General features: G+C 64.8%; 12 protein-coding genes. 4 read left to right on the top strand and 8 right to left on the bottom strand.

The genetic code is table 11. The features are described 5' to 3' along the window. Nucleotides 1-138: 138 nt before the first annotated feature. Nucleotides 139-315, bottom strand: a complete 177-nt coding sequence (locus tag YU9_RS47675) for a hypothetical protein (RefSeq protein WP_156951884.1) — start codon at nucleotides 313-315, stop codon at nucleotides 139-141. Between YU9_RS47675 and YU9_RS0114510 the strand changes: the two genes are divergently transcribed. Beyond that, complete coding sequence (locus YU9_RS0114510) at nucleotides 314-1069, top strand: hypothetical protein (protein WP_027573501.1); 756 nt, start codon at nucleotides 314-316, stop codon at nucleotides 1067-1069. The two genes, YU9_RS47675 and YU9_RS0114510, sit on opposite strands and share 2 nt — an antisense overlap. A gap of 244 nt (nucleotides 1070-1313) precedes the next feature. Here YU9_RS0114510 and YU9_RS0114515 read toward each other — a convergent pair whose 3' ends face one another. After that, nucleotides 1314-2084 carry an alpha/beta fold hydrolase gene (locus YU9_RS0114515; protein ID WP_027573502.1) on the bottom strand — a complete coding sequence of 257 codons (771 nt, stop codon included), beginning with the start codon at nucleotides 2082-2084 and terminating at the stop codon, nucleotides 1314-1316. A gap of 147 nt (nucleotides 2085-2231) precedes the next feature. After that, entirely contained in the window at nucleotides 2232-2693 is a 462-nt protein-coding gene (locus YU9_RS0114525; RefSeq protein ID WP_027573503.1) for an Hsp20 family protein, read from the bottom strand. A 206-nt stretch (nucleotides 2694-2899) separates the two neighbouring features. Here YU9_RS0114525 and YU9_RS0114530 point away from each other — a divergent pair, with 206 nt between their 5' ends. After that, the gene (locus YU9_RS0114530; protein ID WP_027573504.1) at nucleotides 2900-3847 is read left to right on the top strand and encodes an alpha/beta fold hydrolase; all 948 of its coding nucleotides are present in this window, start codon (nucleotides 2900-2902) and stop codon (nucleotides 3845-3847) included. Between the two features lie 252 nt (nucleotides 3848-4099). On the opposite strand, the gene YU9_RS0114535 is transcribed toward YU9_RS0114530, so the two are convergent. Together YU9_RS0114535 and YU9_RS0114540 are read right to left on the bottom strand one after the other, a co-directional pair. Then, entirely contained in the window at nucleotides 4100-6910 is a 2811-nt protein-coding gene (locus YU9_RS0114535) for a di-heme-cytochrome C peroxidase (RefSeq protein ID WP_027573505.1), read from the bottom strand. Nucleotides 6911-7095: 185 nt separating this feature from the next. Beyond that, nucleotides 7096-8892, bottom strand: coding sequence for an adenylate/guanylate cyclase domain-containing protein (locus YU9_RS0114540; protein WP_027573506.1), 1797 nt, complete (start codon nucleotides 8890-8892; stop codon nucleotides 7096-7098). A 225-nt stretch (nucleotides 8893-9117) separates the two neighbouring features. On the opposite strand from YU9_RS0114540, the gene YU9_RS0114545 reads away from it, so the two are divergent. Next, entirely contained in the window at nucleotides 9118-9750 is a 633-nt protein-coding gene (locus YU9_RS0114545; RefSeq protein WP_027573507.1) for a LysE family translocator, read from the top strand. Between the two features lie 5 nt (nucleotides 9751-9755). On the opposite strand, the gene YU9_RS0114550 is transcribed toward YU9_RS0114545, so the two are convergent. Then, a complete protein-coding gene (locus tag YU9_RS0114550) occupies nucleotides 9756-10508 on the bottom strand; it encodes a sulfite exporter TauE/SafE family protein (RefSeq protein ID WP_027573508.1) in 753 nt (250 codons plus the stop codon). An 88-nt stretch (nucleotides 10509-10596) separates the two neighbouring features. On the opposite strand from YU9_RS0114550, the gene YU9_RS0114555 reads away from it, so the two are divergent. Further along, nucleotides 10597-11487 carry a LysR substrate-binding domain-containing protein gene (locus tag YU9_RS0114555; RefSeq protein WP_027573509.1) on the top strand — a complete coding sequence of 297 codons (891 nt, stop codon included), beginning with the start codon at nucleotides 10597-10599 and terminating at the stop codon, nucleotides 11485-11487. A gap of 177 nt (nucleotides 11488-11664) precedes the next feature. Here YU9_RS0114555 and YU9_RS0114560 read toward each other — a convergent pair whose 3' ends face one another. Then, nucleotides 11665-12654, bottom strand: a complete 990-nt coding sequence (locus tag YU9_RS0114560) for a tripartite tricarboxylate transporter substrate binding protein (RefSeq protein WP_027573510.1) — start codon at nucleotides 12652-12654, stop codon at nucleotides 11665-11667. A 20-nt stretch (nucleotides 12655-12674) separates the two neighbouring features. After that, nucleotides 12675-13457, bottom strand: a complete 783-nt coding sequence (hisN, locus tag YU9_RS0114565) for a histidinol-phosphatase (RefSeq protein WP_027573511.1) — start codon at nucleotides 13455-13457, stop codon at nucleotides 12675-12677. Nucleotides 13458-13958 lie beyond the last annotated feature (501 nt).

Consider the following 13958-nt stretch of genomic DNA (forward strand, 5'->3'; position numbering starts at 1 on the left):
GAGAGCACCAGTTCTCGCTGCAATCCCTATGCCGGAACCGCAAGCAAAATTGAGACAGTCTTCCTGTCCTAACCATCACCTTGCCAAATTTTTGTCTAGCACACAAGCGCGCGAAAGTCCCGATTCCCCATATGTCAATCAATCGCTTTCCAAAAGTTGCGCAGCCCCGGTTTTGAAGCAAACGCGCCCTGATCCGGCCCCGCGGGCGCCGAAATCCCGAATGAAGCTTCGGATCAACCCTTCGGACGGCGCGCCACGCCGCAAGAAGCGAAAGAGGGCGGCCACCGAGGGGCCTGACAGGAGCGTCTCGATCATGAAGTTTTTCACAGGATGTGTGGCGGCCGTCGCGCTGGCGCTGGCTGCAACAGCGGGGCACGCCCAGGTTCCCGCGAGCGGTATCACGAGAGGGGCCGTTGTCGCGGTGTCGGATTTCGACGGACCCTACGCCCCGCCGGAGGCCGCCCCGCCGCCGCGTTACGGTTATGGCTACGGCTACGAGGAAGGTGGTCCGGCGCAAGTCTTGTTGCCGTCAACGGAGGTTTACGCGGTGCTGCGCGAAAACGGCTTCTCGCCGCTCGGCATCCCACGCCTGCGCGGCAACGTCTACACCATCGCGGTGATCGACCCTCGCGGCGACGATGGCCGGCTGGTGATCGACGCCCGTGACGGGCGGATCATCCGCTTCATGCCCGCCGCCGACGCCTATGGCATGGCGCCCGCCTATGACGAACCCGCGGTCGCGCCTTACGGGCCGCAAAGCGCCCTGCCGCCGCCGACCGTGATCCGCAGCGGCCCGCCGCGCCCGCCAGCGTCGATCCCGCATGTGGCAAGCCGCGCTGTGCCGCTGCCCAAGGCCGCGCCGCGGCGCGGCGAGACGCCGGTCGTGGCCGCCAAGCCAGCCGAGCCTGTGACGCAGCAGGCTCAAGCGCCGAAGGCACAAGCCCCGCAGCAGATAGCCGCCGCGCAGGCCAAGCCGGCTGAGGTCGCTGCGCCCACGGTCGGTCAGGCCAAGCCTGCCCCGACAATCCTCCCGACACAGGAGATGCCAGCCGCGCAGGGGCTGGACTAGCACTGAGAGTTTGATGCGGGCGCGCCAGCTACACCGACGCCGTCGTCCCCGCGAAGGCAAGGGACCCATACCGCGTGATCTATCGGTGGGGATGAGGTGCGAGTACCAGGCTCCTAGTCATCGCCAAACCGCTCCCTGGGGTTATGGGTCCCCGCCTTCGCGGGGACGACATCGGGGAGAGAGTTGGCCAAAATAAAAGGCGCCGGAGCAATTCAGGCGCCTTCTGCATTTCAGCGATCGCCGCTCAGCTTCGCGAATACCCCGCCGCCTCCAGGATCAAATTCGCCACCTCCTTCGGACGCGACACCAGCGAGAGGTGGCCGGCATCGAGCTCCACTGTGGTGGCGTTCATGCGCTTGGCGAGGAAACGTTCGAAATCGGGGTTGATGGTGTAGTCGTTCTTCGACACCGCGTACCAGCTCGGCTTGGAGCGCCACGCCGCCTCCGTGGTGCGGCCGGCGAAGATCGAGGCCGCCGTCGGCCATTGCACGGCGAAGAGCTCTCTGGCCTGTTCCGGCTTCACGCCATTGGCGAAGTACTTCAGGAAGGCGTCTTCCGAGAGCTTGGTGTAGCCGTCGCGCTCGACGATGCCCGCGCGCGCGGGCCCGGTCGGAAACTGCTTCGACAGTGCCACGAAATCCTCGTTCGCATCGGGCGCGCGTGCGGCGATGTAGACGAGCCCAGTGACTTTCGGGTCGGTGCCGACTTGGCTGATCACGGTGCCTCCCCAGGAATGCGCGACCAGCACGGTCGGACCATCCTGCTCGGCTAGCGCGCGCTTGGTCGCCTCGACGGACTCCGCAAGTGACGACAGCGGATTCTGCACGGCGGTGACATGCAGGCCTGCAGCCTGCAGGATCGGGATCACCTCCGACCAGCTCGAGCCGTCGGCCCAGGCGCCGTGCACCAGCACGACGTTCTTCGCCTTCACCGTCTGCGGTGTCTGCGCATGAGCAAGGCCGAGGGGAGCCGCCAAAAGGCTCGCGGCGACAAAAAGGCTGCGCCAGAGTGACATGATCTTCTCCGTCTTGTTTGGGTTCGATGCCCAAAGGACGGAGGGAGAGATGGCACCGTTACGCATCTTCACCGCTCTGTGATGCGATGCACAACAAAAAACGCCCCGGGGCACCGGGGCGTTTTGGCAACCTGGAAGTCGCTTGGCTTAGGCGGCTTGCGCCGAGTTCTCGATCACCTGCGCCTTTGCGCCGGCGTTGATCGCGATCTGGCGCGGCTTCTTGGCCTCGGGAATCTCGCGTACGAGGTCGACGTGAAGCAGCCCGTTCTCGAGCGAAGCGTCCTTCACCTGCACGAAATCGGCAAGCTGGAAGTCGCGCTCGAAAGCACGCGCGGCGATGCCGCGGTAGAGCACTTCGGACGTCGAGTTCTCATTGGCGACTTTCTCGCCCTTGATCGTCAGCGTGTTTTCCTTCGCGACGATGGAGAGCTCGTCCTTGGCGAAGCCCGAGACCGCAACGGTGATGCGGTAGGCGTTCTCGCCGGTGCGCTCGATGTTGTAAGGGGGGTAACCGGGACTGCCGTCCGAACTGGCCTGATCGAGCAGGTTGAAGAGGCGGTCGAAGCCGACGGTGGAACGATAAAACGGGGTGAGATCGTAGCTACGCATGGTCAAGTCCTCCATTGAGCGACTGTTGAGTAACCCGCCCGCCAATCGGGCCGGGCTTTCGTCTGTGTGCAGCCTGATGTTCCGGTTCCGAAACACTGGTAGCGGCCTGCACGAAAATGATATGGGTGGAACGAGACGGCGTTCAAGAGGGCGGCATTTGCGCCTTTTCGGCGCTTTAGCCCCTTGATTTGCAGTACTTCCCGCCTATGACGCTGGTCTCGATCCCGTCCAATCCCGTCCCCGAAAACGTCGTCAGCGGCACCATCAAGACACCCGATGGCGCCGAGCTGCGCTTTGCGCGGTGGGCGCCGCCAGCGAACCGCAAGGGCACCGTCTGCGTCTTCACAGGGCGCAGCGAGCAGATCGAGAAATATTTTGAGACCGTGCGCGACCTGCGCGATCGCGGCTTTGCGGTGGCGATGATCGACTGGCGCGGCCAGGGCCATTCCTCGCGGCGGCTGCGCGATCCGCGCAAGGGCTATGTGCGCGACTTTGCCGATTTCGAGATCGACGTCGAGACCTTCGTACAGCAGGTGGTGCTGCCGGATTGCCCGCCGCCCTTCTTCGCTCTCGCCCACTCCATGGGCGGCACGGTGCTGCTGCGGGTGGCGCATGCCGGCAAGCGCTGGTTCGACCGCATGGTGCTGTCGGCGCCGATGATCGACCTGCCCGGGCGCACCACCTCGTTCCCGGTGCGTGCGCTGCTCAAGACGATGCGCCTGCTCGGGCAGGGCGGCCGCTACGTTCCTGGCGGCAGTGACCGCCTCACCGGGCTCGATCCCTTCATCAACAATCCCCTGACCAGCGATCCGGTGCGCTATGCGCGCAATGCCGCGATCCTGGAGGAAGACCCGACGCTTGGACTTGCGTCACCGACGGTCGCCTGGGCCGACACCGCCTTCCGCGCGATGCACACCTTCAAGCGCGTGAACTACCCCTCGCAGATCCGCCAGCCGATCCTGATGCTGGCGGCGTCCAACGATACCGTGGTCTCGACCGCGGCGATCGAGGAGTTCGCCTATCACTTGCGCGCCGGCTCTCATCTCGTGATCGCCGGCTCCAAGCACGAGATCCTCCAGGAGCAGGACCGCTACCGCTCCCAGTTCTGGGCCGCCTTCGACGCCTTCGTGCCGGGCACGCCGCTGTTCAAGTGAGGCGGTCCGCTCCCTCGCCCCGCCTGCGTGGAGGTGAGAGTGAGTCTCTCCGGGAAGGTGACAGTAGGATTCGCGGAGAGTCCTCATTCTTCGTCATTGCGAGCGCAGCGAAGCAATCCAGTCTGTCTCCGCGGAAAGACTCTGGATTGCTTCGCTGCGCTCGCAATGACGGTGTGGATGTATCCCGGCCTCTCCCGCATCCGCCTTCGCTGAAGCTTCGGCGGACAGGAGCGGGGAGAGGTGAACGGCAGCTCACAGCGTCTTCAGATATTCGATCAGATCGTAGCGCTCCTGATCCTTGAGCACGCGGCCGATGGTGCCGTCCTTGCCGGGGCCCGGCGTGCCGTCGAACGAGTGGCCGGCATTGCTGTTGCCGAACAGCTCGGTGCCATCAGACGCCCGCGTCGAGAAGCGCGATTGCCCGGTCTTGCAGCTCTCGCCGTCGGAGACCGCGAAGCCGACCTGCTTCGGATCGTAGTCGCGACCACCACCCATGCAGAACGATTTGGGGCGCTCGGCCGCGGGGCTCAGCATCCAGAAGAGCGAGGGCACCGATCCGTTGTGCAGGTAAGGCGCGGTGGCCCAGACGCCGTTGAGCGGGCGCGCGCGATACCAGGGCCCCGGCTCCTTCTTGTCGGGCGGCTGCGGACCCGGATTGGGGCAGTTCTTGCGCTCACCCCACCAGGCCTGCTGAACCTTCGGGTCGATCTTGGCATCGTCCATCGCCTTGCGGGCGACGATGTCGACCAGCACCATCAGCCCAAGCGAGTACGGCATGTCGGTTGAAGAAATATTCGGCAGATTGCAGCTCCACCAGGCATTGAGTTTCTGCGAGGGATCGAGCTTGAGAAAGCCCGGTACCTGAACCGTCCGTGTCTCTAGCACGCTGGCCTGAGCGGGATCGGTCCCCATGCCTTTGACGCTCTTCTGGACCTCGTTCAGGAATTTGTCGGCGCCGATGGTCTCCCAGCGCGACGAGGACCAGATGCTCTGATCCGGAAACTCGGCGTCGAACACGGGATCGTTGACCGGCCCGAGATGGCATTCGGTGCAGAGTTGCGCGTAAAGCTTGCGGCCGTTCTTGACGCGGTCGCCATCGATCTTCCAGGCGTCATCGCCGAAGATGTCCGACGGCCATTTCGGCGATGTCAGTCCGGAGAGCTGCTTTTTCGGATAGGGCGCCGCCCCCTTGAGCAGATCCTCGATCCAGTTCAGATTCTTGATATCCATCGACGAGCGGAACAGCGTGTCCTTGGGCGAATTGTCGGACAGGTTGAGCAGCGCGGTCACGCCCAGCGCTTCGCCGGCGTTGCGGATCAGCGGCTGTTCGATGGACGCGTCATATTGCGCGTATTTGAGCCACGGCACGGTCCAGATCGGCGGGAAGCTGACCGGCGCGTCCTTGGCGTGCAGATTTTTCTCGAAGCCGCTGAGGCCGCTGAGCGCCATGTCCTGGGCGAACACCTGATTGCCGATGCGGTTGAGCGCGTCGAGACGGCCGTATCCTTCCTCCGTGTCCTGCTGCTGCTCTTGCCGCTTCGTCTTCTCGTTGAACCTCGTCTTGCCCTCGATGGTTTTCGCGTAGGTCTTCTCCCAGTCGACCAGGAACGTGCTGATCGCACTCAGCTTCTGCTTCAGCGCATCGCGGTCCGCATCGCTGGCGGAGGTGCCGAGCACGCGGTCGGCGAAGCGCGTAAAGCGACCCGGCACGATGAGTGTATAGGCGATCGACAGGCCGGTCGTGATCTCGAGCTTTCTCAGGTCGGTCATCGCCGGGCCGCCGTCGAAGCGGACGTCGATGCCCTTGTAGTGGATCTGGCCGGTGTGGCAGGCGGCGCAGGTCAGGCCGATCCGGTCCTCACCGACCTGGCCCGTCGCAGGATCGGGGACGCCGGTCATGCGCGCGAAGCCGACGGGCAGGCCGTCGACGTTTTCGGCCTGGGCACCCCAGTTCACCGGCGGATCCCAGAGCCGCGCCGGCACCGGCTTCGTCTTGTCATAGACGTTGGCATAGCCGAACCGGCGCAGCGTGGCGTCATCGGTGTTGATCGTCTGCGGGCTCGGGATGAAGCCGAAGCGCTGCAGATGCTCGCTGTCATGCAGCATCCCCGGCTTTGCGAAGAAATGAAGCCGCGGCTGCTCGAGCGCCATGAACCAGCGATAGGGCACCGGGAAGGTCGCGGTGCCCTGGCTGGCATGATGAAACCAGTGCCGATCCTCCAGCGCCCAATTCTGCTCGAGCCAGTACGCGGCCCGGGGTTCGACGTGCGCCGGCAATGGCGGCGCCACCAGGTCGCCGAGGATGCCTGGCAGCATCGGCTGGAATTGATCCGGAAAGCGCAGCGCCACGACCCCAAAGACGAGGAGCGCGGCGACGAGCCCGCCGGCTGCGCGCAAGATCAGCGAGGGCGGGGTGACGGGCTGGCTGACGACTCGCTGGGTGATCCTTTCAGGGAATTTGCGCTCGTTGAACAATGTCCTCACCTCGGCCACGCTGAGATAGCGGTCATCACCCTGACCCTTGCCCATGATCTTGAGCAGGATCGGCCATTCGAACTTCATCAGGATCGGGTAGTACCAGCGCGCTTGCTTGCCGGCGCGCTTGAGATTGTCCTTCATGAAGGTCTGGATTTGCGAGGCGTTGAGGCCGGTCTCGGTGCCGCCGCCATCGGGATCGTCATAGGAGCCGCCGAAGCTGGCGAGCCGCGCGATCTCGTCCTCGTTGACGCGCCCGTCGACACCGAGGATGCGCGAGCCGGCACCGAGCTTGTCGAGCGGGCCGCCGCGCAGCCTATCGAGCTGCGCGCCCCAGAAGATGCTTTGCAGGATGTGACAGGCGCCGTTGGCGATCAGCGCGACGCCGCGGACCTGGATGCGGGCCGATACCTTCTTCAGCCCCGTCTCGCCGCTTGCATTCGCGATGGTCTGTGACAGCGTCCGGAGCGGGACGGTCCCGCCATCGACGAAGCCTTCGCCGACGAGGCCGCGCAGGAATGGACAGGGATTGTTCGGCGAGACCTGGATCGAGGGGTCGAAGGGCGGCTTCGAAGCGCGGTCATGCATGGCCCAAATCCTGAAAGCAGCGAATCGCAAAAAAAAGACGCGCCGATCAAGCGCGGAAAGTCCTAACAAACCGACAGCAGATTATACTACTTCAGCGTGCAATGAAGTGTGGCTGATTTCACTGTCGTGTCAACAACAGCGGGCGCAAGCCGCTTGCCGCGAAGGGCGGGACCGCGGCGGGCTCGTCAGGATTCGGCGGCGCGCTTGAGGTCGCTCTGGACCAGGGTCAGCTTGCCGAGCGGCACGCCTGCCTTCAGCAGCCCGTCGCGGTAATGGGCGATGTCCTCGGGCCGCTTCCAGTGGAAATTGCGCAAGTGCCTGTCGACGTTTAGCGCTGGATAGTTTGCCATCAGCACGCGGGCGGCTTCGCTCGCCTCGTCGCTTCGCCCCAGCTGCGCCAGCGCCGCGGCGCGGATCGCCAGCGCCTGCATGTGATTCGGGTTGATGTAGAGCTGCTCGCGGGCCCATGACAGCGTCGCGTCATATTGGCGCAGAAGATAATGACTGAAGGCGTTCAGCGCCGCCCATTGGTAGCGCGGGTCGCTGTTGTCGCGCTGCGCGGCCATCGAGAACAGCTCGATCGCCTCGCGGTGCTCGCCGATGACGAAATGGCAGATGCCGAGCACGCCGCGTGCGCCATTGTCGTAGGGATTGAGCGCGACCGCGCGCTTGGCGGCGTCCATCGCCGCCTCGTAATGCCCTTCCATCGCGTGGGCCCAGGACAGGATCGAGAACGCGAAGGAGGACCGTGGGTCGAGCCGGACGCTGGTTTCGGCGAGGTTCATCGCCTCGGCCCACATCTCGCGCGTGCCCTTGACCCAGCCGAACTGGATGCTCTGGATCTGGATCGTGGCGAGGTAGGCGTGTGCGATCGACAGCTTGGGATCGAGCCGGATGGCCTCACGGAACAGGTCGACGGCGGCGGCCAGATCCTCCTTGGTCTGGCGGTAATAATGCGACAGCCCCTTGAGGAAGCGGTCCCAGGCGCTCACGTCGGTCGAGAGCCGCGCCGGCGCCGAGGCCTCGGCCCGGACGATCTCGGTGGCGATGGCGGCGGACAGGTTGGTCGTGATCTCGTCCTGCATCGCGAACAGGTCGCCGATGTCGCGGTCGTAGCGGCCGGTCCAGAGCTGCTCGCCGGTCTCCGGCGCGATCAGCTCGGCGGTGACGCGGATCTTGGCGCCGGCGCGCCGCACCGAGCCCTGGATCAGATAGGTGGCGTCGATCTCGCGCGCGATCAGCCGCGTGCTCGTATTCTTGCCCTTGAAGGCGAAGGTCGAGTTGCGGCTCAGCACCCGATAGAAGGACTGCAGCGACAGCGCGTGGATCAGGTCCTCGGTGAGGCCATCGGAGAAATATTCATCCTGGGCGTCGCTGAGATTGGCAAAGGGCAGCACGCCGACGATCGCGGTGCGGTACTGCTGCGACAGGGCCGAGGCCTCCCGGAGCTCGGGGGCAAGCGCCGGCGCGCCCTCGGGCGTCCAGGTAAAGACCCCGACCGCATCCTTGATGTTCTTGAAGCGATGGTTGCCGGCATCGGTCAGCGGCACGGTGAGATGCTTGCTCGCCTCGCGGTAGGCCTTGGCCGAGATCGCGAAGCCGCCGGGGCTCGCCACCGATTCCAGGCGGACGGCGATGTTGACATCATCACCGAAGACCTCGTCCTCGTCGGCGATGACGTCGCCCATGTGAATGCCGAGCCGAAACTGCATGGCGCGGTCGGCCGGCAGATGACGGTTGCGCTCCGCCATGAGCGTCTGCATCGCGATCGCCGCCTCGGTGGCGCTAACGATCGAGGGGAACTCGAGCAGGAAGCCATCGCCGGTGTTCTTCACGACGCGGCCGCCGTGATTGAGGATGATGGGATGGATCGCGCTGCGATGGGCCTTGAAGGCGGCATGGGTGCCGGCCTCGTCGCTGCCCATCATGCGCGAATAGCCGGCGACATCGGCGCAGACGATGGCAGCCAGACGTCTTTCCATATCCGCAAAGCTCCAAGGGAGAGGGGACCGGCCACGGCGTGGCAGTCGCCTCGAATCCCGCATTTCAAGAACCCTGCCTTTATAAAGCAGATGAGGCCAAGCGGAAGCACGATCCGCATTGCAAATTCGAGGTAAATCCTAAGCAATCCCGGCGGTGGACGGGGACGGGCGAACCGACTAAGCGGAACCAGGATCGCCCGGACGGGGCGGCGGGAGGCAGCTTGCATGCTGGGCATTCACGAAATCGGGCTTTTCATCCTGTCGGGCGTGCTGCTCAACATCACGCCGGGGCCGGATTCGGTCTATGTGATCGGCCGCAGCATGCAGATGGGCTGGCGAGGCGGCGCCGCTGCCGCCTTGGGCATCAGTTGCGGCTGTTTTGTCCATGTCGCGGGCGCGGCGATCGGGCTTTCGGCCCTGCTGATGGCCTCGTCCACCGCCTTCTCGATCCTGAAGCTGGTCGGCGCGGCCTATCTCGTCGTGACCGGGCTTCAGATGCTGTGGTCGCGCCCGGTGCTGGCGTCGGCGATCGACGAGCCGATGCGGAGCTCATTGCGGCGGGTCTTCCTCCAGGGCGTCTTCACCAACGCGCTCAATCCCAAGGTCGCGCTGTTCTTCCTGGCCTTCCTGCCGCAATTCGTCGCAGCCGATGCGCCGCACAAGCCGCTCGCCTTCCTGACGCTCGGCCTGATCTTCATCTTTACGGGGACGCTGTGGTGCTTGGTGCTCGCCGCATTCGCCGCCAAGGCCGCGCACCGGCTGCGTCAGTCTGAGGGGGCGATCGCCTGGGTCAATCGCGCGCTTGGCGGCCTCTTTATCTATCTCGGCATCCGCGTCGCCATGCTGGAGACGCGGTAGCTCGTTCAGGCGAACTCCTTCGCCAGCGCGCTGCCGGCGAGATAGAGGCCGAGCAAGATCATCGCGATCAGGAACCAGCGGCGAAACGCTTCGGCCGGCATCCGCGCCCGCACCGATTGGCCGATGAACATGCCGGCAAAGGCCATGGCGAGGCCGACGGCGCCCGGCACGGCATTGGCCGGCGTCAGCAATCCGACGGCGGTCAGGTTGAACGCGAGCGCCAGCGTCGCCGTGGTGAAAAACACCCCGAGCGCCTGCACCAGCTCGTCCTTTTCCATGCCGATCGCCTGCATGAACGGCATCGAGGGGATCACCTGCACGCCGGTCGAGGCCGAGATCACGCCGGTGATGACGCCGACCACGCCGCCGACCCACTTCTCGTTCCCAGGCGCGACGCGGAAGTGGAATTTGTTCAGGCCGATCACGGCGTAGACGACGAGCAGGGCGCCGAGCACGATCGTGCCGTAGCGCGCATGAGGCCCGGTCAGCGCGCCGGCATTGAGCCAGCAGCCGACCACGGTGCCGATCATCAGCGGCCACAGCCGCCGCAGGATGTCGCGCAAGTACGGGCCGACGAAGGTCTGCCAGATGTTGGTGATGATGGCCGGCACGATCACGATGGCAATGGCGCGGCTCGGGGCCATGCTCACCGCGAGCAGGCCCATGGACACCGTCGGCAGGCCGAGCCCGACCACGCCCTTGACGAATCCGGCAAGCAGGAAGACGGCGGCGATGAGGATGAGCATCGGGTCGATCATATCTGCACATTGACCGATACGGCGATCGGGCACAATCTGGAGGTTACGGAGAAAGCCTTCGTTGCAAACGAAGGCTGAGGAGACTGCCATGCGCTTCGACCTCGTCGACCTCCAGCTTTTCATCGCGGTTGCCGACCAGCGCAGCATCACCCGCGGCGCGGAGCGGTCGCATCTGGCCTTGGCCTCGGCCAGCGCGCGCATCAAGGGACTCGAGGACGCGCTCGGCGTCGCACTGCTCAAGCGGGGACGCCGCGGCGTCGAGTTGACCGTGGCCGGTGAGAGCCTGCTCGATCATGCGCGGCTGGTCATCCACCAGATCGACGCCATGCGCGGCGATCTCGCCGGCTTTGCCAGCGGGGTGCGCGCGAGCGTGCATTTCCTCGCCAACACGTCAGGCCTGTCGGAGCACCTGCCGAAGGCGCTCGCCGGCTTCCTGCGTGAGCATCGCGACGTCGCCATCGACATCGAGGAGCGCGAGAGCACCGATATCGCGGCGGCGATCACCGCAGGTGCCGCCGATCTCGGCTTCGCCGCCGAGCACGCGCTTCCGGACCATATCGAACGCTTCCCCTTCAGCGAGGATCGCCTGACGCTGGTGACCTCGCGCCGCGGCCCGTTCGCCGGCCGCCGCCAGATCGATTTCCAGGAGGCGGGCTCTTGCGAGTTCGTCGGGCTCACCAGCGCCACCGCGCTCCAGATGCACATCTCCAAGCACGCCGCGCGGCTCGGCATGCGCCCGCATTTCCGCGCGCGTCTGCGCGATTTCGACGCGATCTGCCAGATGGTCGCGGCCGATGTCGGCGTAGCCCTCGTGCCCGAGGCCGCCGCCCGCCGCTGCGCCAAGACCATGCCGCTCGCCATGGTTCGCCTGCGTGATACCTGGGCCAACCGTCGCCTCGTGATCTGCGCGCGAAGCTTCAAGGCGCTACCAAAGCCGGCCAAGATGCTGGTGGAGCATCTCAGGGCTGAAGCGGTGTGAGCTCTTGCTTACCCTCCCCTGGAGGGGGAGGGTCGGCTCACATTGAGCGAAGCGAAATGTGAGACGGGGTGGGGTGAAGATCTCTCCGCGTCGAACACTGCCCGAGTGGAGAGATCACCCCACCCCGCTCGCGCTGCGCGCGATCGACCCTCCCCCTCCAGGGGAGGGTAAGCAAGACTACTTCGCCGTCTCCACTCCGGCGTCCTTGATCACCTTCGCCCACTTCCTGGTCTCGTCCGCGATAAACTGGCGAAAATGCTCCGGCTCGTCGCCGATCAGCGTCGCGCCCTGTGCGGCAAGCTTCTCCTTCACCGCGGGATCTGCCATGGCCTTGGTCGCGAGGCCATGCACCGCCGCGACGATCTCCTTCGGCGTGCCCTTTGGCGCCACCATGCCGTACCAGTTTTCGATGCGCAGATCGGGAAAGCCCGCTTCGGCGGTGGTCGGCACCTCGGGCGCGGTGGGGGCGCGTTCGGACGAGCCCATCGCGATCGGCCGCAGCGCGCCGGCCTTGACCTGCGGCAGCAGCGCGGGGAGATCGAGAAACGCCATCTGCACCTGGTGGCCGAGCAGGTCGTTCACGGCCGGCGCCGCGCCGCGATAGGGCACGTGCACGATGTCGATCTTGGCCGTGAGCTTGAACAATTCACCGGCGAGGTGCGGCAGGCTGCCGGGGCCGGTGGAGGCGAAATTGAGTTTTCCCGGCTGCGCTTTGGCCAGCGCAATCAGTTCGTCCATGTCTTTTGCCGGTACGTTGCTCGCGACGACAAGCATTTCCGGCACGGTCGCAACCAGCGTCACCGGGGCGAGATCGGCCTGCGTGTCATAAGCGACCTTCTCCATGCTCGGGCTGATCGCGAGCGCGCCGGCTGAGGAGATCGCGATGGTGTAGCCGTCGGGCGGGGCCTTCGAAACCGCATCCGTGCCGAGCACGCCGCCCTGGCCGCCGCGGTTGTCGATCAGCACCGGCTGTCCTGAGAGTTCCGACATGCGCTGGCCGATCACCCGGGCGATGATGTCGTTGGGGCCGCCGGCCGGGAACGGCACGATCAGCTTGATCGGCTTGGCCGGAAAATTCTGTGCCGATGCCAATGACGGCAGCAGCAGAAAGAATCCCAGGAACAATTTCAAGAGCAATTCAACGAGCAGCCTGCGTGAGATGGTCATGCAAGCGCTCCGCTCGCTTGTTATTGGTTCAAAAGCCTCAAGGCTTCTTCGTGAACCCTGGCGTCACCGGCTGCGATGATGCGGCCGCCGCCCTGGGCCGGCTTGCCTTCCCACGTGGTGACGACGCCGCCGGCGCCGGTCACGATCGGAATCAGCGCTGCGATGTCGTAGGACTTCAGCTCGGTCTCGACCACGAGGTCGACGTGGCCGGCCGCCAGCATGCAGTAGGAGTAGCAGTCGCCGCCATAGCGCGACAGCCGCGCGGCCCGCTCGATGCGGCCGAAGATGGCGCGGTCGCTCTCGTTCATCAGCAGCGGGCTGGTGGTGTAGGTCGTGGCTTCCGACAGCGAGGCGCAGCGGCGGACCTGGAGGCGGCGCTCGCCGGAGGGCCCTTTATAGTGGGCCGAACCATTGTCGCCGGAAAAGCGCTCGCCGATGAAGGGCTGGTGCATCATGCCGAACACCGGCGTGCCCTTGTGCAGCAGGGCGATCAGCGTGCCCCAGATCGGAAAGCCGCCGATGAAGGACTTGGTGCCGTCGATGGGGTCGAGCACCCAGACATAGTCGGCGTCCTCGCGCTCGTTGCCGAATTCCTCGCCGACGATGCCGTGCTGGGGGAAGTTGGCCTTGATCAGCCGCCGCATCACCGCCTCCGCGGCGCGGTCGGCCTCCGTCACAGGGTCGAAATCCTTGGTCTTGCTCTTGTCGTCGATCGACAGCGAGGTGCGGAAGAACGGCAGGATGGTTTCGCCGGCGGCGGTGGCTAGCCGTCCGATGAAGGCGGAGAAGTCGATCACCGTCACGGTGAGTTCCTCAAAGCGAAAGTCAGTGTGAAGCTCGCTTCTGCCTAGCTCAAATCGCCTCCCGCGTGCAGCGCTGTCTTGATTTGCACCCTGGTATTTTGGATGCCGGGAATGGCTGCCCAAGTCAGTCATCTGCTGGCCAAATATCGATCACAGAGTTGAAAACTTAGTTCCGAAGCTGCCTTGTTCGTATGCAAATGACAATCAACCCATTGAAATTCCTTATCAAAGAAACTGAATCTGGGTTTCTCTTAAAGCAACTGAGCCATGTGCGTATTGCATGGGAATCGGCGCAAAAGCCCTTGCACTTTGTGCGGCGCGGCCGCATATTGTTGCGGTGCGGTAGCGCTTTGCGTTACCGCTGCCCTCCTTGGGCGTTTCCTCCCTAGACTTGGGCCGCTTCTTCATCAGAAGCGGCCCTTTTTTCTTGGCGCCTCTGTTTTCATTTCAAGGCGCGCAAGCTTGCGAAGCGAAGACGCATTCGCGTCAATCGCAACAACA

The organism is Bradyrhizobium sp. WSM1743 (assembly GCF_000473065.1).
Taxonomy (GTDB): Bacteria; Pseudomonadota; Alphaproteobacteria; order Rhizobiales; family Xanthobacteraceae; genus Bradyrhizobium.

Bases quoted from the DNA above. Each gene is read 5' to 3' on its own strand.
- YU9_RS0114510 (WP_027573501.1), top strand. From the start codon at position 314: ATGAAGTTTTTCACAGGATGTGTGGCGGCCGTCGCGCTGGCGCTGGCT.
- YU9_RS47675 (WP_156951884.1), bottom strand. From the start codon at position 315: ATGATCGAGACGCTCCTGTCAGGCCCCTCGGTGGCCGCCCTCTTTCGC.
- YU9_RS0114515 (WP_027573502.1), bottom strand. From the start codon at position 2,084: ATGTCACTCTGGCGCAGCCTTTTTGTCGCCGCGAGCCTTTTGGCGGCT.
- YU9_RS0114525 (WP_027573503.1), bottom strand. From the start codon at position 2,693: ATGCGTAGCTACGATCTCACCCCGTTTTATCGTTCCACCGTCGGCTTC.
- YU9_RS0114530 (WP_027573504.1), top strand. From the start codon at position 2,900: ATGACGCTGGTCTCGATCCCGTCCAATCCCGTCCCCGAAAACGTCGTC.
- YU9_RS0114535 (WP_027573505.1), bottom strand. From the start codon at position 6,910: ATGCATGACCGCGCTTCGAAGCCGCCCTTCGACCCCTCGATCCAGGTC.
- YU9_RS0114540 (WP_027573506.1), bottom strand. From the start codon at position 8,892: ATGGAAAGACGTCTGGCTGCCATCGTCTGCGCCGATGTCGCCGGCTAT.
- YU9_RS0114545 (WP_027573507.1), top strand. From the start codon at position 9,118: ATGCTGGGCATTCACGAAATCGGGCTTTTCATCCTGTCGGGCGTGCTG.
- YU9_RS0114550 (WP_027573508.1), bottom strand. From the start codon at position 10,508: ATGATCGACCCGATGCTCATCCTCATCGCCGCCGTCTTCCTGCTTGCC.
- YU9_RS0114555 (WP_027573509.1), top strand. From the start codon at position 10,597: ATGCGCTTCGACCTCGTCGACCTCCAGCTTTTCATCGCGGTTGCCGAC.
- YU9_RS0114560 (WP_027573510.1), bottom strand. From the start codon at position 12,654: ATGACCATCTCACGCAGGCTGCTCGTTGAATTGCTCTTGAAATTGTTC.